Source organism: Ruegeria sp. AB11, from assembly GCF_056536325.1.
This window is the reverse complement of record NZ_JBQFJO010000001.1, coordinates 1,819,044-1,836,497: the sequence shown is the minus strand read 5'-3', so window position 1 is coordinate 1,836,497 and position 17,454 is coordinate 1,819,044. Positions and strand designations below refer to the sequence as shown.

Genomic DNA, 17,454 nt, shown 5'->3' with positions numbered 1-17,454 from the left:
AATGATCACAGAGTTCTCCGGCCCGGTCTGGAGAATTCTGTTCCGCAGCCAATTGGGCATCCCATTGGCACCTGCCCGCGCACCCGAAGGCCGGTTTCATCATTCCGGCCAATTCGCCCTGTATGCTTCACTAAGCGCAGAAGGAGCTGGGATCGCCATACGGCGCTATGTCTCGCCATGCGATCCGCCGCGTGTAATTCAACAGTTTCAGGTTTCCGCAGCGCATTTGATGGACTTGCGGGGGCACGCCGATGTCTCGATTGTCTGGCAAGACCTGCGGGACAACGGCACCCCTTCCCCAACTTGGCGATTTTCGGATGAAGCACGCGCAGTTAGCGCGGACGGGCTGTTGTACAGTTCGCGTTCGCGGCCCGAACTTAGCCATCTCGTGTTGTTCAGTACTGGGGTCAATTTGATACAGCCGGCTAGCACGCCTAACGATTGGCTTCCCGAAAGGTAACCTTGACCGGCGCACACCGCCGTATCAGGATCGATTCAAACAACGCGACGAACAGGTAAGCTTTTGGATAACGCACTTTGGCGCGGCGGATGGATGAGCCGGCTCAGGATCGCAAGCGGCCTCGTGCTGTTTGTCTTTGCGTTCTTTCACTTCATCAATATCGGCTTGGGTCTGTTTCACACCGATCTGCTGCATGGAATGCAGGACGGGCGCAAAGCTGTCAACCGCCATGAGATCGGCAGCATCGTGATATATGGCGCATTGCTGATGCACATGGGTCTCGCGCTGGTCTCGCTTGCGCAGCGCCGTACGCTCAGGATGCCTTTCAGCGTCGCGCTTCAGGTTATTCTTGGCCTGTTGATCCCGCTGCAGCTAGTCTCTCATCTGGTCCAGACCCGCTATGCGCATGAGATTTTCGGGGTGAATGATGAAATGGGGTACATCATCATCCTGATGTGGCCCAGCACCGCGATCTGGTTCCAAAGCCTATTGCTGCTGCTGGTGTGGATTCATGGGTGTATCGGGCTGCATATGTGGCTGCGGCTGACCACATGGTGGCGCGCGCTGGTTCCATATCTGATCGGCATCGCCGTCTTTGTACCGGGCTTTGCCTTCGCCGGTCTTCTTACCGAGGGGCGGCGTATCTGGGCCGATTTTGCTGACCCCGATCTGCGAGAACAGTATATCGAACACTATAACTGGCCCTCGCAAGACGAGTTTCAGGCCCTGTTTGCAGTCAAAGATTATGCGCAGTGGGTATTCTGGGCCGCGCTGGCGCTGACCGGAATGGTCTATCTCGGGCGCAAGCTTTGGCGGCGGCGGCATTCGGTGAGGGTACGCTATATCAACGGTCCCGAAGTCGTTTCAGAAAAAGGCATGACCCTTTTGGAGATGTCGCGCGCAAACGGCATTCCCCATACTGCGCTATGCGGTGGCAAGGGGCGCTGCACGACCTGTCGTGTTGTGGTTGAAGAAGGCGCCGATCAGCTGCACCCGCCTACCGAAGTCGAAGCCCGCAGTCTGAAAGCCGTCAGCGCGCCCAAAGGTACCCGCCTTGCCTGTCAGATGCGGCCGACCGACCCGCTCACCGTGTTTCGCGTTTTTCGCCCGGACGGTGCGCGCGATCGTGCGCATGCCAGTCAGGGGCAAGAGCGGCAACTGGCAGTTTTGTTTCTGGACATGCGCGGATTCACCGCCCGCACGACTGGGCAATTGCCGTATGACATCGTGTTTCTGTTGAATCGTTTCTTCGACGCAATCGTTCCCGCGATCACCGCGCAGGGCGGAGTGGTTGATAAATATATGGGCGATGGTCTGTTGGCGATGTTCGAAACAGCCAATGCCGCAAGTTCAGCAAGTGCCGGTCTAAGGGCGGCGGCTGGGATCGGGCGGGCATTGGAGCGTTTCAATCAACAGCTTGAAGCAGAAGGCAGCCAGCCCGTACGTATTGGCATGGGCCTGCATCTTGGTGACCTTGTATTGGGCGAAATTGGTGCCGCGAAACACGCGCCGCGCACCATCATAGGAGACGCGGTAAATGTTGCCAGCCGACTAGAGGCCGAAACCAAAGCGCTGGGGGTCGAACTTCTTGTATCGGACAAGGTTCTGGACGCGGCGGGGTTGCAATGTGATCCGCGCGATCTGCGCGAATTCAGCCTACGGGGTGTCTCTGAACCTGTCCCCGCCCTGCCCGTCAGACACGCACCCGACCTTGAATCGCAAACCACGCCCCTGGAACAGATTGCCTGAGAATGCGCCTAATGTCGTTGAGCAGCGGGATTTTTTCAATAGCCTGAAACAAAAAACAGAAAACCGTTCCATTTCGGGAAAAAACCGCGCATATCCTCCTTTGTTTCTACCGGTCTATGGACATCGCACCGAGGTCGGGGCAAATGCCTCACCAGCACTTCTGAAACAACAGCAAACAACACTGCGATAAGAGATTTTCTATGACGATGTTAAGCAATCTGGCCCCGATCCCTGAATTATACGTTTCTTACGAATCCGCACAAAAACTGAAGGTCGAAGCAGCCGACCTAACCAGCTGGGACTTAAGCCCCCGTCAAATCTGCGACTTGGAACTGCTTATGAATGGCGGGTTCAACCCGCTCAAAGGTTTCCTGAGCGAAGCCGATTACGACAACGTGGTCGAAAACATGCGCCTCGCCGACGGGACACTGTGGCCTATGCCGATCACCTTGGATGTGGATGACGATTTTGCCGCCGCGATCGAGCTGGGCCAGGATATTGCCCTGCGCGATCAGGAAGGCGTGATCCTCGGCACCATGACCGTGACCGACCGCTGGACACCAGACAAGACGCGTGAGGCGGAAAAGGTCTTTGGTGCCGATGACGATGCGCATCCGGCTGTGAATTACCTGCATAATGTAGCGGGCAAAGTTTATCTGGGCGGCCCGGTCACTGGCATTCAGCAGCCCGTGCATTATGATTTCAAAGCCCGCCGCGACACGCCGAACGAGCTGCGCGCCTATTTCCGCAAAGTGGGCTGGCGCCGGATCGTAGCATTCCAGACCCGCAACCCCTTGCATCGCGCGCATCAGGAATTGACGTTCCGCGCCGCAAAAGAGGCACAGGCCAACTTGCTGATCCATCCCGTGGTTGGCATGACCAAACCGGGCGACGTGGATCATTTCACCCGCGTGCGTTGCTACGAAGCCGTGCTGGACAAATATCCAGCCTCAACCACCTCGATGTCGCTACTGAACCTTGCGATGCGCATGGCTGGCCCGCGTGAGGCAGTCTGGCACGGGTTGATCCGCGCAAACCACGGTTGCACCCATTTCATCGTTGGTCGTGACCACGCCGGTCCGGGCAAAAACTCGGCTGGTGAAGATTTCTATGGCCCCTACGACGCGCAGGACCTGTTCCGAAAATATCAGGACGAGATCGGCGTCGAGATGGTCGACTTCAAACACATGGTTTACGTGCAGGAACGCGCCCAATACGAGCCGAATGACGAGATTCTGGACAAGAACAACGTCACGATCCTGAACATCTCGGGCACGGAACTGCGCCGCCGTTTACGCGAAGGGCTTGAGATTCCGGAATGGTTTTCGTTCCCCGAGGTTGTACAAGAATTGCGCAATCGTTTCCCGCCGCGATCTCAACAGGGTTTCACAGTGTTCTTCACGGGCTTCTCGGGCTCAGGCAAATCCACAATTGCCAACGCTTTGATGGTCAAACTGATGGAGACCGGGGACCGTCCTGTCACCCTGCTTGACGGGGATATCGTGCGAAAGAACCTGTCCTCTGAGCTGGGCTTCTCAAAAGACCACCGCGACCTGAACATCCGCCGCATCGGCTATGTGGCCAGTGAGATCACCAAAAACGGCGGTATCGCGATCTGTGCGCCGATTGCACCCTATGCCACCACCCGGCGCGCCGTGCGCGACGAGATCGAACAATTCGGTGCGTTCTGCGAAGTGCATGTGGCCACCAGTATTGAGGAATGCGAGCGCCGCGATCGTAAAGGCCTTTATAAGCTCGCGCGTGAGGGTAAAATCAAGGAATTCACAGGGATTTCTGATCCTTACGATGTGCCCGAAAATCCCGAGCTAAGCGTCGAAACCGAGAATGTCGAAGTCGACAACTGCGCCCATCAGGTTCTGCTGAAACTGGAAAGCATGGGATTGATCGCTGCCGGTTGAGCACCTCGTAAAAGTAACGGCAGCCTCCGTCATTCGGAGGCTGCCACCTTCCTCTGAAACACCCCACGTTGCCGGATCTGGTGAAAACCGAATATAGATTGAGCAATCGAATGATTGGGTGTGGTCACTGAATGGCGCAGCCTCTGCCAACTATTGCCGGCTTCTGGTACGGTTCGAATTTATCCTGGATCGAGGCGCTTTGCATCCAATCCTACCTCGATAACGGTCACGAATTCGTTCTTTACACCGCCGAACAGATCGATGGTGTACCAGACGGTGCCGTAATTCGTCCTGCATATGACATACTCTGGCCTGCTCCGTTCGATCTTGAGAATAACTACCGACATCGGATCGCAGTTTTCTCAGACATCTTTCGGCTGCATCTGATGCGGAAAACCAGTTCTATCTGGGTCGATCTGGACGCGTACTGCGTCAGGCCATTTGAGTTCGAAGGCCCTTATGTCTTTGGCTCCACTTCCTCTGGATCACTTCCCAACGGGGTTCTCCGGCTGCCGAGTGAGTCACAGGCACTGACGCAGATGTTGGAATTTGTGGCGGCCGAAAACCCAACCCAACCATGGCGTGGACCACGCTTGCACCGAAAGAACAGCGATCGTTCCATGCGCGGAGAAACATGGGGGATCGAGGCGCTGCCCTGGGGATGTTCCGGCCCCAAGGCGCTGACTCATTTCATGAACAAGACGGGTGAGGATCGCCAAGCAAAACCGCCAGATGCGTTTTATCCACTTGAACGGCAAGAGCTTTGGAAACTGCACGCACCGAACATCGCGCTGACAGAGTTCGAGGGTGAGCGGACCTATTCAGTTCATATCTACGGCCATCAAAAGAAATGGCTCGCAAGTCAAAATGCAGGCCTGCCGCAGAGAGGGTCATATCTGGAAAGGATCTGCGAACGGCATTCGATTGATCCGGCTTCGCGACCAGTCATTCTGGCAGATTGGATGAAGCAGTAAGCTGCGACAGACCCAATGCGCTATGACACCCCGTCAGGCAGGTCTACCTGCCCACGCATCAGCACATGGCCGCGCCCGGCAACTTTGATTCCAGTCATGGCTTGGGAGGGCCCAACCTTCGTAACGCGCGCCTGGCCGGGCCGCCCCATATCGTGCCCCTGCTCAGCGATAAAACAGTCCTTCTTCATCAAATCATATTTCCACAGATAGGCCGCCATCGCCCCGGTCGCCGAGCCCGTAAACGGGTCTTCGGGAGGGCTTGGCGGCGCCATCAAAAGGCGCGAAAATGTATCGCCTTCCGACGTTGCTCCATCGAGCGTGACCAGAAACGGCTCGGCCATGTCGGACCCCGAGAATCCAGCCCTTACAGCAATTCTTCCAAGCGAGTCCACGTCAAGCTTAGCCGCACGCAGCGCTGCGTGATCGCGCAAAACCGTGATGCAGAACGGCAGCCCGGTCGAAACGAATTGAGGTGGAGAGATAATTGCAGCCTCAGGCAACCCGATAGCAGCAGCAACCAACTCGGCTGGCACCTGATCACCAAATTTCGGAGCGACCTGCGTCATCTCAATTTCATCGCCATTAAGATCGATCGATACGATCCCTGCCCCGGTTTCCAGCGTCAGCGCATCGCCTTCGAACAGGTCACGCGAACGCATTGCCGCAACGGTTGCGATTGTCGGATGCCCAGCAAACGGGATTTCCCGGCTGGCAAGAAAATATCGGACTCGGATGTCGGCAACATCTGATGGCCCTGTGAAGGTGCATTCAACCAATGAGGTTTCGCGCACGTAAGACATGCAAACCTCATCCGTCAGGCCGGCCCCGCCATGCACGACTGCGCAGCCGTTACCGCCAAAGGCCCGATCACTGAATGCGTCCACCCAGTCAAAATCATACCAGCTCATGATGCACACTCCTGCTTTGCCGACTGCGGCAAGATCACCGCAGTCGAGGCAAATGTCACGTCATTTCAGCAGAGTGCGGAGCCGGTTCAGTGAACGGCCACGGGCGAAAGATCATGCTCCCGTGCAAGCACAAAGGCCAGTTTGCGGTCGGCCACCAAAGCCAGTTGCTGGCCATCGGAATCGTGAACCGCATAAAGCTGATCCAAGTCGCCTGCCTGCTCGCGCACGTCGCGCGGCAAATCGGCCACATCGACCGCCTTCACATAAACGATCCGGTTGCCTTCGGTATTTATCTCAATCGGTGTATTCATTGCTCTTACCCCTTCTTGATGTTGATTGTCTGAACCACGGTTTCTGGCATGGCGCGGGTCAGATCCACATGCAGCAGACCGTTTTCCATGATCGCCTCGCCCACCTCGACACCATCCGCCAGCACAAACATGCGCTGGAATTGACGGGCCGCGATGCCGCGGTGCAGGAAAATGCGCCCTTCACTGTCGTCGCGTTGACGGCCCCGGATCACCAGTTGGCGATCCTCGATCGTGATCGACAAGTCCTCTTCCGCGAAACCAGCCACGGCCAGTGTGATGCGATAGGAAAAATCCGAAGTCTGCTCGATGTTATAGGGCGGGTACCCTTCGTTGCCAGCCTTTGCAGACCGTTCCAGAAGGCGTTCCAACTGCTCGAACCCCAAAAGATGCGGGTATGAGCCTAAGGTAAGTTTCGACACGTATTTTCGTCCTTCTTTGTCAAAGCGACGTTTTGTGCGGCCCCGTTCTGGCAACCGCGTATAATAGAATATGGGAAGATACAGGGATGTCCACAAGGTCTGGCCGGATAAAGCCTGACACACTATCTTGTGCGTAAAGCACCACATGAGCTACTGAGTCGCCAATGAATGCGCCCACCGATCTTTCGATGAAAACCGATGAAGTCCTGCGTGTTGAGTTGGAGGTTTTTCGCCGCCAGCACCGCGATCTGGACGAGGCAATTGAAGCTCTGCAGGCCAAGGGAACCTCGGACCAGCTGACGATCAAACGACTGAAAAAGCAGAAACTGCGCCTGAAAGACATTATTCGTCTGATCGAAGACCGATTGACCCCCGATATCATCGCCTGAAACGCGCGTACCGCATTGCCACATAAGTGGATTTGGCTATAGTGCGCGCTCTTTCCGAAGGCAGGGGCACAGTAGCTATGAGCGATGTGAAAGTAGGGATCATCATGGGCAGCCAGTCGGACTGGCCCACGATGAAAGAGGCCGCCGACATACTGGATGAATTGGGCATCGCATATGAGGCACGCATCGTCTCAGCTCATCGCACGCCAGACCGTCTTTGGGACTATGGCAAATCCGCTGTTTCGCGCGGCTTAAACGTGATTATCGCAGGTGCAGGCGGCGCAGCACATTTGCCCGGCATGATGGCGTCAAAAACTCGCGTTCCGGTGATCGGCGTGCCAGTGCAGACCCGCGCATTGTCGGGTGTGGATTCGCTTTATTCCATCGTGCAGATGCCCAAAGGCTTTCCAGTTGCGACCATGGCAATTGGATCGGCTGGCGGGGCCAATGCAGGGCTGATGGCCGCTGGCATTCTGGCGTTGCAGGATGCAGCATTGGCAGAGCGACTGGATGCCTGGCGCGAGGCGCTCTCGGCCTCGATTCCCGAGGAACCGCAGGGATGAGCCGCATCGGCATCATCGGCACCGGCCACATCGCAGCGCCGATTGCACGATTAATGGCTTCAAAAGGTCATGAAATTTGCGTCACCGAGCGCAACGTGCAGGTTTCCGAACTCTTGAAGGCAGAGGTTGGAGTCGGAGTCGGAACTCCGCAGGAGGTACTTGATGGCTCAGACATCGTCTTCCTCTGCCTGCGCCCACATATTGCAGAAGATGTTCTGAGCCCGCTGACCTTTCGCTCTGATCAGCAGATCGTATCTGTGATGGCTGCGGTGCCTCAGACCCAGCTTGCCACATTATGCGCGCCAGCATCAGATTTCGTGCAGACCATCCCGCTAGGGTTCTTGCAGACCGGAGGATGCCCACTCGCCGCCTACGGCAATGATCGCTTGTTGGTCGAGTTGTTTGAGCCAGAAAACCCCGTGGTAAAAGTCGCTGACGAAACGGCATTGAACGCCCATTTCGCAATCTGCGCCATGGTGCCAGGCCTTCTGGATCTGATGGCAACCGGTGCAGGCTGGCTGGCCGAGCAAACCGGCGACGAACATGGTGCCGAGTTCTACACCACTCAACTGATGTCAGGCTTCCTTGAAGCCACGCAGAAAGGGCAAGCGGGTCAATTGGCTACAGAGCGCGACGCACTTGCGACCGAAGGCACGCTAAGCCTTCAGATGACAGATACCTTGCAGTCCGAGGGCGCGCATGATGCTTTGCGCAGCGCTCTTACAGCGATTGGCAAACGATTGGAGACGTAACGATGGCAGATATGCTCCCGACCGGTGCGACGATCGGAATACTGGGCGGTGGCCAGCTGGGCCGTATGCTGTCGGTCGCCGCAGCACGACTGGGGTTCAAGGCTCATATCTTTGAACCAGGTACGAACCCGCCCGCCGGACAGGTGGCGGATCGTGTCACAACCGCTGCGTATGATGATGAGAACGCTCTCAAGGTCTTTGCGGAATCGGTAGACGTCATCACCTATGAATTCGAAAACATCCCCACTCAGGCGCTGGATCTGCTTGAAGCACATCGCCCAATCCGCCCCGGCCGTGAGGCGTTACGGGTCAGTCAGGACCGGCTGACCGAGAAGACCTTTCTGCAAGGTCTGGGCCTTAAAACTGCGCCCTTTGCAGACATCACCGATCTGAACAGTCTGCAGGCTGCAATTGATGAAATCGGCACCCCTGCGATCCTGAAAACCCGCCGCTTTGGATATGACGGCAAAGGGCAAGCCCGCTTGCGTGCGCCCGACGACGCCGAGGCAGCTTTGGGTGATATGGCAGGTGCGCCGTCCATTCTGGAAGGATTCGTGGAATTCAGCCATGAAGTGTCGGTTATCGCAGCGCGTGGCCTCGACGGTCAGGTCGCCTGTTTCGATCCCGGCGAGAACGTGCATCGTGATGGCATCCTGCATACGACCACAATCCCAGCACGCCTGTCTCCGGCGCAACGAACAGACGCTGTATTACTCGCGGCCAATATCCTGAACGCGCTGGATTATGTTGGCGTGATGGGAGTTGAACTGTTCGTGACGCCTGAAGGCTTAGTCGTGAACGAAATCGCGCCTCGGGTTCACAACTCGGGTCATTGGACGCAGAATGGTTGTGCCGTAGATCAGTTCGAGCAGCATATTCGAGCAGTGACAGGTTGGCCATTGGGCGACGGGCAAAGGCACTCGGACGTTGTGATGGAGAACTTAATTGGTCACGACATGGACCGCGTGCCCGAGCTTGCGCGTGAGCGGGATATCGCGCTGCATCTCTACGGTAAGACCGAGGTCAAGGTGGGCCGCAAGATGGGGCATTTCAATCGTATCGTGCGTTAGAAGTAATCGCGCTGACGCGCGATGCCTCTGGCGGGGATACTTTGGGCCAGATGAAGCTGGGATCAGCTTAGAAACCGCCTAGCGATATCACCGGACATGTAGCTGACGCGCCCACCTGACAAAGTGGCCGCAACACGTTGGGTAGTTGCGTCCAATATTACAAGATCAGCGCGTTTTCCGGGTTGCAGTGCTCCACGATCCTTGAGGCCCAGAACTTCCGCGGGACCCGAAGAAACCAAAGCCCAAGCATTTGTGAGATCCAGCAAACCGGATTTTACCAGCATCAACGCAGCACGACGTGGGCTGGGGTAGTGGTAATCCGATGCCAGCGCATCACACAGACCCATTGCGATCAGGTCCAAAGCACTGGCATTTCCCTTATGCGAACCGCCACGAACGACGTTTGGCGAACCGAGGATGATGTGATCACCACCCGCTCTGGCGGCTTCGGCGGCTTCAAGCGTTTCGGGGAATTCCGAGATCATGACACCGCGATCGCGCCAGACCGTACGATCCTGAGAAGTGGAGTCATCATGGCTGCCCAGTCGTATGCCTCGTTCTGTGAGTTTAGCGCAAAGCCCATCCAATGCAGCTGGCACCTCGGTACTGCGTGCGTGCATTGATAGCAGCATGTCAAAATGGGTTTCCGGATTACGCCCCGCCTTCAACGCCTGCCCCGTCAGACGCGGTGGTTTGCGCCCTTCCGCCAACCGATCATGAGGCAGATGATCGTTTAGGACCACGTAGGGGACCTGCCAGCTTTCAATGCGCTCTGGCAGCACCTCATATTCGTCCAGCATATGGGTTTCAAAGCGTAGCTGTGGGATCAGATCTGTCGCCACATCATCACCGACCGCCGATATGGCCTCGAAGACTTGCCCGGCAAATTCGGGTCCGCGCACGCCACCTTCCCAGCTGTGAAACTGCGCCAGAACAGCGGTCGTAATTCCGTTTGCCGCCAATTCCGCCTCAACCGATAAAATGCCCTCTGCCATCTGCTTCATCGCGCCACGACGCGGTGCGATATGGCGTTCGAACCCGTCGCCATGCAGATCTATGATCCCGGGCAGAACAAAATAGCCCGACAAATCAATCTGCCTCCCTGCCCTGCCCGACTGTACAAGACCGTCTGCGATGGATAATTCACCGCTCGTAAGCCCATCCTCCGGCAGCAGAACATCTGCGCCGGTCATTGTCAGTTCCAATGAGCTCATTGAGTGCGCTCCGATTCGGGTTCCGAGCAGTCTTCGCCCAGACAGATCTGATCGATTATATCCATCACCCCATCAAGCCAAGTGATCTGGGGATCAAACTGTCCGAATTCGATGAAATGCAGTGTCTGCGCCATGACGCGTGGGTTATTCATCATGAACGTATGGGTAACCGGCAGGACAATATGATCTGACATACCCTCAACTTTTGTTGTCTCAATTGAGACCTTGCCGTCATCGGGCCCGTCAATAAGGGACGAAAAAAGCGGATTTAGAGAATTCTCTCCCGCAATCACCCCCAGATCGAAGTCGACAGGCGGCAAGCGGCGCGGAATGCCCTCGGGGCCTGTTCCCAATGCCAGACCGGCGGGTCCATTCAGAAAACCGAACACCTCCCAAGCGCCAAGCTCATCTACCAGTTGGCTGCCTTGGTTCGGGGGGCCAAGCATAACGACGCGCCCAAGTTTCTCGGGTTCATTATCCTGCAACCAATACCGTAACAGAATGCCTCCCATCGAATGGGCCACGACGTTCACCGTGTCGTCACCACAGGCCTCTAAAGCATCGGGCAATGTCTGGTTGGCGAGCTCAGGTATCGGCAAATCTGTCGATGGGTAACCCGGCCTGATTACCGTATAGTCATGGGCATGGAAAAGCTGCTCCATGACGGTAAACGAAGCCTCGGTACGCGCAAGCCCGTGGAGCAGCACGACGCATTTCGCCTGTACCGCCACGGGAGCAATAGTAAGAAAGATCGCTGCTACAAACTTCATACCCGCCAAATAAGACTTAACCAAAGTTGAGAAAACCCCTAGTCGCCGCGCCGCCGCGTCACTGCCAGCGCAATTCCGCCCAGCACAAAACTTGCTCCTAGCAACAGCCGTAGGTTCGCAACCTCTGATAGCAGAATGATACCGGCGGCAATGGCGATGACCGGAACGCTGAGTTGTACGATCGCGGCGACAGCAGGCGAAAGCTGCGGCACAACGCGATACCACAGTGCATAGCCCAGACCGGACGTGACGCCTCCGGATAACGCCGCCAATACATAGCCCAGCGTCGTCATATGCCAGTCACTGCCCATTAGGAACAAGGCGAGTGCCGTAAATGGCAAAGCCACAATGAAGTTTGCAGCAGTTCCCGACAACGCGTCTGGTTCTGATCGCCCAGAGATGGAATAGATAGCCCATCCAATCCCGGCAGCCGTCATCATACTCGCACCCAACGGATCGACCTGCACCGGCCCGGCAGGCCAAAGGACAAATACCAGACCGCCCAGCGCAACCCCGGCACCGAGTAGCTGCCGCATCATGGGTACCGAGCCAGTCAAAGCCCCGATGGCGAACATCGTGATCTGCACCACTCCAAATAGGATCAACGCGCCAAGCCCTGCATCGAGCGTCAGATAGGCGACGGAGAATCCGATCATGTAGAGTAATAGCGACCCTGCCCCAGCTATGCGCCGGCGGCTAAACACTGGGATTGTGCTGCCTCGCATAACCACCAGTGCAGCCAAAACCAAAGCACCAGACAATACTCGAAAGACCGCAAATCCCGCCGGATCACTAGCACCGCTATCAATCGCGAGCCGATTGAGGATCGAGTTTGCCGCGAAGGCGCACATGGTCAGTGAGGTCAAAATAAACAGGCGCATATCAACGGCATAGAGGTTTCAACGCTGTTTGCACACTCACTTTTCTGCGCGAACACAGCACGCGGCTCGCCGTGTTTACCAGCGCAAACTAAAACGGGGCCGCCCAAAGGCGACCCCGTCGATAAGCGCTATGGCTTGAGCAGCTTACATCATGCCGCCCATGCCGCCCATGTCGGGCATGCCGCCGGCAGGTGCGGCGCCTTCTTTGGCGGGCTTGTCGGCAACCATTGCTTCGGTGGTGACCAGCAGGCCTGCAACCGATGCCGCATCTTCCAGAGCGGTACGGACAACTTTAGCCGGGTCGATGACGCCGAACGAGAACATGTCGCCATATTCTTCGGTCTGAGCGTTGAAGCCGAATGCTGCATCGGAAGATTCACGAACCTTGCCTGCAACAACCGCACCGTCGACACCTGCGTTCTCGGCGATCTGACGCAGCGGCGATTCAATAGCCTTGCGCACGATGTTGATGCCTGCGTTCTGGTCAGCGTTTGCGCCTTCCAGAGTTTCCAGTGCTTTACCAGCCTGAACCAGAGCAACACCACCGCCGACAACGACGCCTTCCTGAACGGCAGCGCGTGTTGCGTTCAGAGCATCGTCCACACGGTCCTTACGCTCTTTCACTTCAACTTCGGTCATGCCGCCGACGCGGATAACGGCAACACCGCCTGCCAGTTTGGCAACGCGCTCTTGCAGCTTCTCACGGTCGTAATCCGACGAGGTTTCTTCGATCTGAGTGCGGATCTGAGCAACACGCGCTTCGATCTCGGCTTTCTCGCCAGCACCGTCGACGATGGTGGTCTCGTCTTTGGTGATTTCGATTTTCTTGGCGGTGCCCAGCATGTCCATGGTGACGGACTCGAGCTTCATGCCCAGATCTTCGCTGATGACCTGACCGCCGGTCAGGATCGCGATGTCCTGCAGCATGGCTTTGCGGCGATCGCCGAAGCCCGGTGCTTTGACAGCAGCAATTTTCAGGCCGCCGCGCAGTTTGTTGACAACGAGAGTTGCCAGCGCTTCGCCTTCAACGTCTTCTGCGATGATCAGCAGAGGCTTCTGCGACTGGATCACCTGCTCGAGCAGCGGAACCATCGGCTGCAGCGAGGACAGTTTCTTTTCGTGCAGCAGGATCATGCAGTCGTCGAGTTCTGCGATCATCTTGTCTGCGTTGGTGACGAAGTAAGGCGACAGGTAGCCACGGTCGAACTGCATACCTTCGACAACATCGGTCTCGGTTTCCAGACCTTTGTTTTCCTCGACGGTGATAACGCCTTCGTTGCCAACCTTCTGCATCGCGTCTGCGATCTGCTGGCCAATCTCGGCTTCGCCGTTGGCCGAGATGGTGCCAACCTGAGCAACTTCAGCGCTGTCTTTAACTTCACGCGAAGCGTCTTTGATGCCTTCAACAACTTTGGCAGTTGCCAGGTCGATGCCGCGCTTCAGGTCCATCGGGTTCAGGCCAGCAGCAACCTGCTTCAGACCTTCGCGAACGATTGCCTGCGCCAGAACGGTTGCAGTGGTGGTGCCGTCGCCGGCTTCGTCATTGGTGCGGCTGGCGACTTCTTTCACCATCTGCGCGCCCATGTTTTCGAACTTGTCTTCCAGTTCGATTTCCTTGGCAACCGAAACACCGTCTTTGGTGATGCGCGGTGCGCCAAAGGATTTGTCCAGAACCACGTTGCGGCCTTTGGGGCCCAGGGTCACTTTAACAGCATCGGCCAGAACATTCACACCGGCCAGCATGCGGTTACGGGCATCGGTGTCAAATTTGACGTCCTTTGCAGACATGTTGTCTCTCCTTGAGAAAATGTATTGAGATGAAGATCAGAGAAAGCGCTTGGGCTTACTCGATGATCCCCATGATGTCGCTTTCTTTCATCATCAGCAGCTCTTCGCCGTTGACCTGAACCTCGGTGCCCGACCATTTGCCGAACAGGATCTTGTCACCAGCTTTTACAGCCATCGCGATCAGTTCGCCGCTGTCCTTGCGCGCGCCTTCGCCGGTTGCGACGACTTCGCCTTCGCTGGGCTTTTCTTTTGCGCTATCGGGAATAATCAGACCACCAGCGGTTTTCTCTTCGCTTTCTACGCGACGAACCAGCACACGGTCGTGAAGCGGTTTCAATGCCATCTTTGCAGCTCCTTGGGCTCAAAGTTTGTTTATCCTCCCCTCGCCGACTGGCGGGGCGTTAGCACTCGGGTCTCATGAGTGATAACGACGCATAGCTAGGGAGTAACCGAAAGTGAGTCAACAAGCTGCATGAATATTTTTTGCAGCTTAAAGAATCCAGAGTAATTGGTTTACTCAAAACCCCGGCAGACTAATCTGGTCGCACCCTTGATTGAGGCGGAAACTTTGATGCCTAGATGCCAGTTCCTTGCCGCCGCGAATGTGCTTCCACTTGCTCTGATCATCTGTTTCGCCGCTACGGCGCAGGCCCAAACCCTTATCCAAAACACCCGATTATGGGAGCACCGCTTGGACGCGCGAATTGGCGTCCTTCTATATGAAACTGACGCTGCTTGGGAAGTCTCGCATCGGGCCGATGAGCTGTTCCCGATGTCCAGTACATTCAAGCCACTCTTGTGCGGCGCGATTTTGGCAGGTGTGGATTCTGGTGCAGTAGACCTGTCAGAAAATGTGGCAATTCAGACATCAGACCTTGTGGATTACTCACCTGCTACGAGCGAACACGTTGAGACGGGAATGACAATTGGTGCGTTATGTCAGGCAACCATGACAATTAGCGACAACGCAGCGGCCAACCTCTTGTTAAAACAACTGGGCGGGCCAGCCGGGCTGACCGAGTTCCTCCGGGCAACGGGCGACGGCACTACACGCCTGGATCGTTGGGAGACTGCCCTGAACGAAGCCACCCCTGGCGACCCGCGCGATACAACGACACCACGGGCAATACTGGAGACATTGGAACGGCTGTTATTCGGCGAGGTGCTTTCACCCGCCTCAACCGCGCAACTTAAGCAATGGATGATTGATGATCAGGTGGCCGACGGGCTTATCCGCGCGCACCTGCCGAAAAGTTGGATAATTGGGGACAAAACCGGAGCAGGAGGTTACGGCAGCCGCGCGATCATCGCCTTTTTGCAGACACCTGAACCACGAACATATATGGCAGCCATCTATCTGACTGAAAGCGATGCGTCATTTCCTGAACGCAACGCGGTGCTCTCGGACATTGGCCAAGTGATGATCGCCGAGATTAGCGCACGGATTGACTGATCACCTTCAGCACGCGGCAAGTCGGCTATTCCGCTTCTTCCCAGCTATATGCCCAATGTTTCAATCCTTCGACCCCCGAGGCAGATAGGGCATATACGCCTTTCTCCACCTTCTCGAACCAGCCGTAGTGGTTGTCATACATCAGGCGCGTGGCTGTTTGGACCCCCGTCGCCTTTGCCACCGTTGCCCCTTTGACCGCGCCATGTTCAGCCAGATGTGCCGCGCATTTAAGCGCATCTTGCCGATAGGCCGTCACAATACCATGGCGCGTGGCACCGCCTGCATTCGGATCACCCTGTAGCCGTTCAAATTCCCGCAGCAATCGCTTGGCTTTCACCTTGTCTTTGCGTGGCGTATATGGGCCAGGGTCGCATTGAACCTCAACCGTACCATCCGGGCGCACGGTGATCAGGCCCAGGCCCAAACGGCGACACATCGCCAGATTGTCCTTCAATGCCCGTCGCGCCATTCGCCCTTTGGGCTTACAGACCCCGATGTAGACTTGATCGGTCACTTTCAGGCGCGTGATGGCCTGATGAAACAGCGCAAGGTTAAAGCGCAGTTTGAGTTCAACGATCACCAAGTCTTCGCCATCGCGTACGGCCACGATATCGGCAGCGCCGACCTCTCCTTTCACGGTATAGCCCTGTCGTTCCAACAACGCTTTGATTGGAGGATAGAGATCTTGCTCAAGCTTCATAAGGCCATGCTATGCGGTTTCGCGCAGATTGCCAGCCGCTGCTTGATAACAAACCACGTTGCAGGCCGTAAGAAGGCAAGGGTATGAATTGGGCATCGTCGCAAGCTGCGGAAGGAATCCCATGCGTCTGCTCAGCATTTGTCTTTGCCTATTATTTCCAATCACCGCGCAAGCAGCATGTGAGGGGCGAGATCTGAGGCTTGATCTGTCGACCGAAGCTCAGGCTGAGCTGGACGAGACGCTTCGCGCTATTCCATTTCCGGAAGGCAATCACTGGATCGCCACGAAGGACGACACTGTGCTGCATTTGATCGGCACTCTGCACACCAACGATGCGCGAATGGGGCCAGTGGTTGATAGATTGGCGCCAATCCTGAGCCAGGTCGACGCGTTCTACTTTGAAGTTACAAAGACAGAGATGGAGGCTTTCGAGAAAGACCTGGCCGAGGACCTCAGCCCGGTATTGATCACATCTGGGCCGACTTTGATCGATCTGATGTCAGAAGAAGATTGGGCCGCGTTATCACAAACGCTGGCTGATCGCGGGATCCCCAGTTGGATGGCTGCGAAGATGCGCCCTTGGTTCCTAAGCATGATGCTTGGCATTCCGCCTTGCCTGATGAATACCCCCGATTTCGATCGGGGCATGGATACGCGCTTGACCGAATTGGCCGATGAACATCAAATTCCTCAGTATTCGCTCGAACGCATCGAGGACTTGATTGTCATGTTCGACAGTCATTCGTTGGAAGATCAGGTTGCCTCGCTGACCCGGATGTCAGGCGCACTGGAGGCGGGTGACGATCAAATGATCACCATGGCGAATGCGTATATCGAGGAACAGCACGCCGCAATCATGGAATTGGCCAAGATACAGGGGCTTGAAGCATCAGGACTGACACCCGAGGAGTTTGACGCCGAATGGCAGAGTTTTGAGGATCAGCTTCTGATACAGCGCAACGCAAATTGGATGGAAATAATTTTGAGCCTGAAGGATCAGACCGCAGTCATCGCTGTCGGGGCCGGACATCTAAGCAATGACTACGGCTTGCTAAACCAGTTGCAACAGGCGGGATTCACCTTGGAGCGCGCTGAATTCTAGGAAATCAGACCAAGGGTCGCAGCACCTTTCCT

The 17,454-nt window shown here is 56.2% G+C and carries 19 protein-coding genes; 10 read left to right on the top strand and 9 right to left on the bottom strand.

Translation table 11 applies throughout. The features are described from left to right. Position 1 precedes the first annotated feature (1 nt). The 4 genes from ACR3EJ_RS09265 (at position 2) to ACR3EJ_RS09250 (ending at position 5,102) form a co-directional block, all read left to right on the top strand. Positions 2–460 (top strand): RES family NAD+ phosphorylase, encoded by a 459-nt coding sequence (locus tag ACR3EJ_RS09265; RefSeq protein ID WP_170541314.1) that lies wholly within the window; start codon positions 2–4, stop codon positions 458–460. Positions 461–553: 93 nt separating this feature from the next. Next, positions 554–2,209 (top strand): adenylate/guanylate cyclase domain-containing protein, encoded by a 1,656-nt coding sequence (locus ACR3EJ_RS09260; protein ID WP_480422920.1) that lies wholly within the window; start codon positions 554–556, stop codon positions 2,207–2,209. A 200-nt stretch (positions 2,210–2,409) separates the two neighbouring features. After that, positions 2,410–4,128 carry a bifunctional sulfate adenylyltransferase/adenylylsulfate kinase gene (locus ACR3EJ_RS09255; RefSeq protein ID WP_170541320.1) on the top strand — a complete coding sequence of 573 codons (1,719 nt, stop codon included), beginning with the start codon at positions 2,410–2,412 and terminating at the stop codon, positions 4,126–4,128. Positions 4,129–4,259: 131 nt separating this feature from the next. Then, positions 4,260–5,102 carry a hypothetical protein gene (locus ACR3EJ_RS09250; protein WP_170541323.1) on the top strand — a complete coding sequence of 281 codons (843 nt, stop codon included), beginning with the start codon at positions 4,260–4,262 and terminating at the stop codon, positions 5,100–5,102. Between the two features lie 20 nt (positions 5,103–5,122). Here the strand turns inward: ACR3EJ_RS09250 and ACR3EJ_RS09245 are convergent, their stop codons facing one another. The 3 genes from ACR3EJ_RS09245 to ACR3EJ_RS09235 all read right to left on the bottom strand — a co-directional run bounded on the left by ACR3EJ_RS09245 (position 5,123) and on the right by ACR3EJ_RS09235 (position 6,740). After that, entirely contained in the window at positions 5,123–6,010 is an 888-nt protein-coding gene (locus ACR3EJ_RS09245; protein ID WP_170541326.1) for a PhzF family phenazine biosynthesis protein, read from the bottom strand. Between the two features lie 86 nt (positions 6,011–6,096). Continuing rightward, entirely contained in the window at positions 6,097–6,321 is a 225-nt protein-coding gene (locus ACR3EJ_RS09240) for a DUF1150 family protein (RefSeq protein WP_010441789.1), read from the bottom strand. 5 nt (positions 6,322–6,326) lie between these two features. Beyond that, positions 6,327–6,740 (bottom strand): Hsp20 family protein, encoded by a 414-nt coding sequence (locus tag ACR3EJ_RS09235; protein WP_170541329.1) that lies wholly within the window; start codon positions 6,738–6,740, stop codon positions 6,327–6,329. A gap of 164 nt (positions 6,741–6,904) precedes the next feature. Between ACR3EJ_RS09235 and ACR3EJ_RS09230 the strand changes: the two genes are divergently transcribed. The 4 genes from ACR3EJ_RS09230 to ACR3EJ_RS09215 all read left to right on the top strand — a co-directional run bounded on the left by ACR3EJ_RS09230 (position 6,905) and on the right by ACR3EJ_RS09215 (position 9,514). Next, positions 6,905–7,129: a YdcH family protein gene (locus ACR3EJ_RS09230; protein WP_010441787.1), complete on the top strand. Its 225-nt coding sequence runs from the start codon at positions 6,905–6,907 to the stop codon at positions 7,127–7,129. Positions 7,130–7,206: 77 nt separating this feature from the next. Then, positions 7,207–7,692, top strand: coding sequence for a 5-(carboxyamino)imidazole ribonucleotide mutase (gene purE / locus ACR3EJ_RS09225; RefSeq protein WP_170541332.1), 486 nt, complete (start codon positions 7,207–7,209; stop codon positions 7,690–7,692). Then, positions 7,689–8,444, top strand: coding sequence for an NAD(P)-binding domain-containing protein (locus ACR3EJ_RS09220; RefSeq protein WP_170541335.1), 756 nt, complete (start codon positions 7,689–7,691; stop codon positions 8,442–8,444). The genes purE and ACR3EJ_RS09220 overlap by 4 nt, the downstream gene beginning before the upstream one ends. Positions 8,445–8,446: 2 nt before the next feature. After that, positions 8,447–9,514: a 5-(carboxyamino)imidazole ribonucleotide synthase gene (locus ACR3EJ_RS09215; protein WP_170541338.1), complete on the top strand. Its 1,068-nt coding sequence runs from the start codon at positions 8,447–8,449 to the stop codon at positions 9,512–9,514. A gap of 62 nt (positions 9,515–9,576) precedes the next feature. Here the strand turns inward: ACR3EJ_RS09215 and ACR3EJ_RS09210 are convergent, their stop codons facing one another. The 5 genes from ACR3EJ_RS09210 to groES all read right to left on the bottom strand — a co-directional run bounded on the left by ACR3EJ_RS09210 (position 9,577) and on the right by groES (position 14,510). Continuing rightward, positions 9,577–10,728: an alpha-D-ribose 1-methylphosphonate 5-triphosphate diphosphatase gene (locus ACR3EJ_RS09210; RefSeq protein ID WP_170541341.1), complete on the bottom strand. Its 1,152-nt coding sequence runs from the start codon at positions 10,726–10,728 to the stop codon at positions 9,577–9,579. Next, positions 10,725–11,498, bottom strand: a complete 774-nt coding sequence (locus ACR3EJ_RS09205) for an alpha/beta fold hydrolase (RefSeq protein ID WP_170541689.1) — start codon at positions 11,496–11,498, stop codon at positions 10,725–10,727. The genes ACR3EJ_RS09210 and ACR3EJ_RS09205 overlap by 4 nt, the downstream gene beginning before the upstream one ends. 38 nt (positions 11,499–11,536) lie before the next feature. After that, positions 11,537–12,379 (bottom strand): DMT family transporter, encoded by an 843-nt coding sequence (locus tag ACR3EJ_RS09200; protein WP_170541344.1) that lies wholly within the window; start codon positions 12,377–12,379, stop codon positions 11,537–11,539. Positions 12,380–12,523: 144 nt separating this feature from the next. Continuing rightward, the gene (groL, locus tag ACR3EJ_RS09195; RefSeq protein ID WP_170541347.1) at positions 12,524–14,167 is read right to left on the bottom strand and encodes a chaperonin GroEL; all 1,644 of its coding nucleotides are present in this window, start codon (positions 14,165–14,167) and stop codon (positions 12,524–12,526) included. A 55-nt stretch (positions 14,168–14,222) separates the two neighbouring features. Beyond that, the gene (gene groES / locus ACR3EJ_RS09190) at positions 14,223–14,510 is read right to left on the bottom strand and encodes a co-chaperone GroES (RefSeq protein ID WP_010441779.1); all 288 of its coding nucleotides are present in this window, start codon (positions 14,508–14,510) and stop codon (positions 14,223–14,225) included. A gap of 228 nt (positions 14,511–14,738) precedes the next feature. On the opposite strand from groES, the gene bla reads away from it, so the two are divergent. Then, entirely contained in the window at positions 14,739–15,620 is an 882-nt protein-coding gene (gene bla, locus ACR3EJ_RS09185; protein ID WP_170541350.1) for a class A beta-lactamase, read from the top strand. 25 nt (positions 15,621–15,645) lie between these two features. Here bla and ACR3EJ_RS09180 read toward each other — a convergent pair whose 3' ends face one another. Then, complete coding sequence (locus ACR3EJ_RS09180; RefSeq protein WP_170541353.1) at positions 15,646–16,320, bottom strand: DUF2161 domain-containing phosphodiesterase; 675 nt, start codon at positions 16,318–16,320, stop codon at positions 15,646–15,648. Between the two features lie 121 nt (positions 16,321–16,441). Here ACR3EJ_RS09180 and ACR3EJ_RS09175 point away from each other — a divergent pair, with 121 nt between their 5' ends. Continuing rightward, on the top strand, positions 16,442–17,422 hold the full coding sequence (locus ACR3EJ_RS09175) for a TraB/GumN family protein (protein ID WP_170541356.1): 981 nt from the start codon (positions 16,442–16,444) through the stop codon (positions 17,420–17,422). Positions 17,423–17,454 lie beyond the last annotated feature (32 nt).

Excerpts from the sequence above, each read along its gene's own strand:
- groES (WP_010441779.1), bottom strand. The coding sequence starts at position 14,510 with ATGGCATTGAAACCGCTTCACGACCGTGTGCTGGTTCGTCGCGTAGAA.
- ACR3EJ_RS09220 (WP_170541335.1), top strand. The coding sequence starts at position 7,689 with ATGAGCCGCATCGGCATCATCGGCACCGGCCACATCGCAGCGCCGATT.
- groL (WP_170541347.1), bottom strand. The coding sequence starts at position 14,167 with ATGTCTGCAAAGGACGTCAAATTTGACACCGATGCCCGTAACCGCATG.
- ACR3EJ_RS09265 (WP_170541314.1), top strand. The coding sequence starts at position 2 with ATGATCACAGAGTTCTCCGGCCCGGTCTGGAGAATTCTGTTCCGCAGC.
- ACR3EJ_RS09250 (WP_170541323.1), top strand. The coding sequence starts at position 4,260 with ATGGCGCAGCCTCTGCCAACTATTGCCGGCTTCTGGTACGGTTCGAAT.
- bla (WP_170541350.1), top strand. The coding sequence starts at position 14,739 with ATGCCTAGATGCCAGTTCCTTGCCGCCGCGAATGTGCTTCCACTTGCT.
- ACR3EJ_RS09230 (WP_010441787.1), top strand. The coding sequence starts at position 6,905 with ATGAATGCGCCCACCGATCTTTCGATGAAAACCGATGAAGTCCTGCGT.
- ACR3EJ_RS09255 (WP_170541320.1), top strand. The coding sequence starts at position 2,410 with ATGACGATGTTAAGCAATCTGGCCCCGATCCCTGAATTATACGTTTCT.
- ACR3EJ_RS09245 (WP_170541326.1), bottom strand. The coding sequence starts at position 6,010 with ATGAGCTGGTATGATTTTGACTGGGTGGACGCATTCAGTGATCGGGCC.
- ACR3EJ_RS09180 (WP_170541353.1), bottom strand. The coding sequence starts at position 16,320 with ATGAAGCTTGAGCAAGATCTCTATCCTCCAATCAAAGCGTTGTTGGAA.
- ACR3EJ_RS09205 (WP_170541689.1), bottom strand. The coding sequence starts at position 11,498 with ATGAAGTTTGTAGCAGCGATCTTTCTTACTATTGCTCCCGTGGCGGTA.
- purE (WP_170541332.1), top strand. The coding sequence starts at position 7,207 with ATGAGCGATGTGAAAGTAGGGATCATCATGGGCAGCCAGTCGGACTGG.
- ACR3EJ_RS09260 (WP_480422920.1), top strand. The coding sequence starts at position 554 with ATGAGCCGGCTCAGGATCGCAAGCGGCCTCGTGCTGTTTGTCTTTGCG.
- ACR3EJ_RS09200 (WP_170541344.1), bottom strand. The coding sequence starts at position 12,379 with ATGCGCCTGTTTATTTTGACCTCACTGACCATGTGCGCCTTCGCGGCA.
- ACR3EJ_RS09240 (WP_010441789.1), bottom strand. The coding sequence starts at position 6,321 with ATGAATACACCGATTGAGATAAATACCGAAGGCAACCGGATCGTTTAT.
- ACR3EJ_RS09175 (WP_170541356.1), top strand. The coding sequence starts at position 16,442 with ATGCGTCTGCTCAGCATTTGTCTTTGCCTATTATTTCCAATCACCGCG.
- ACR3EJ_RS09215 (WP_170541338.1), top strand. The coding sequence starts at position 8,447 with ATGGCAGATATGCTCCCGACCGGTGCGACGATCGGAATACTGGGCGGT.
- ACR3EJ_RS09210 (WP_170541341.1), bottom strand. The coding sequence starts at position 10,728 with ATGAGCTCATTGGAACTGACAATGACCGGCGCAGATGTTCTGCTGCCG.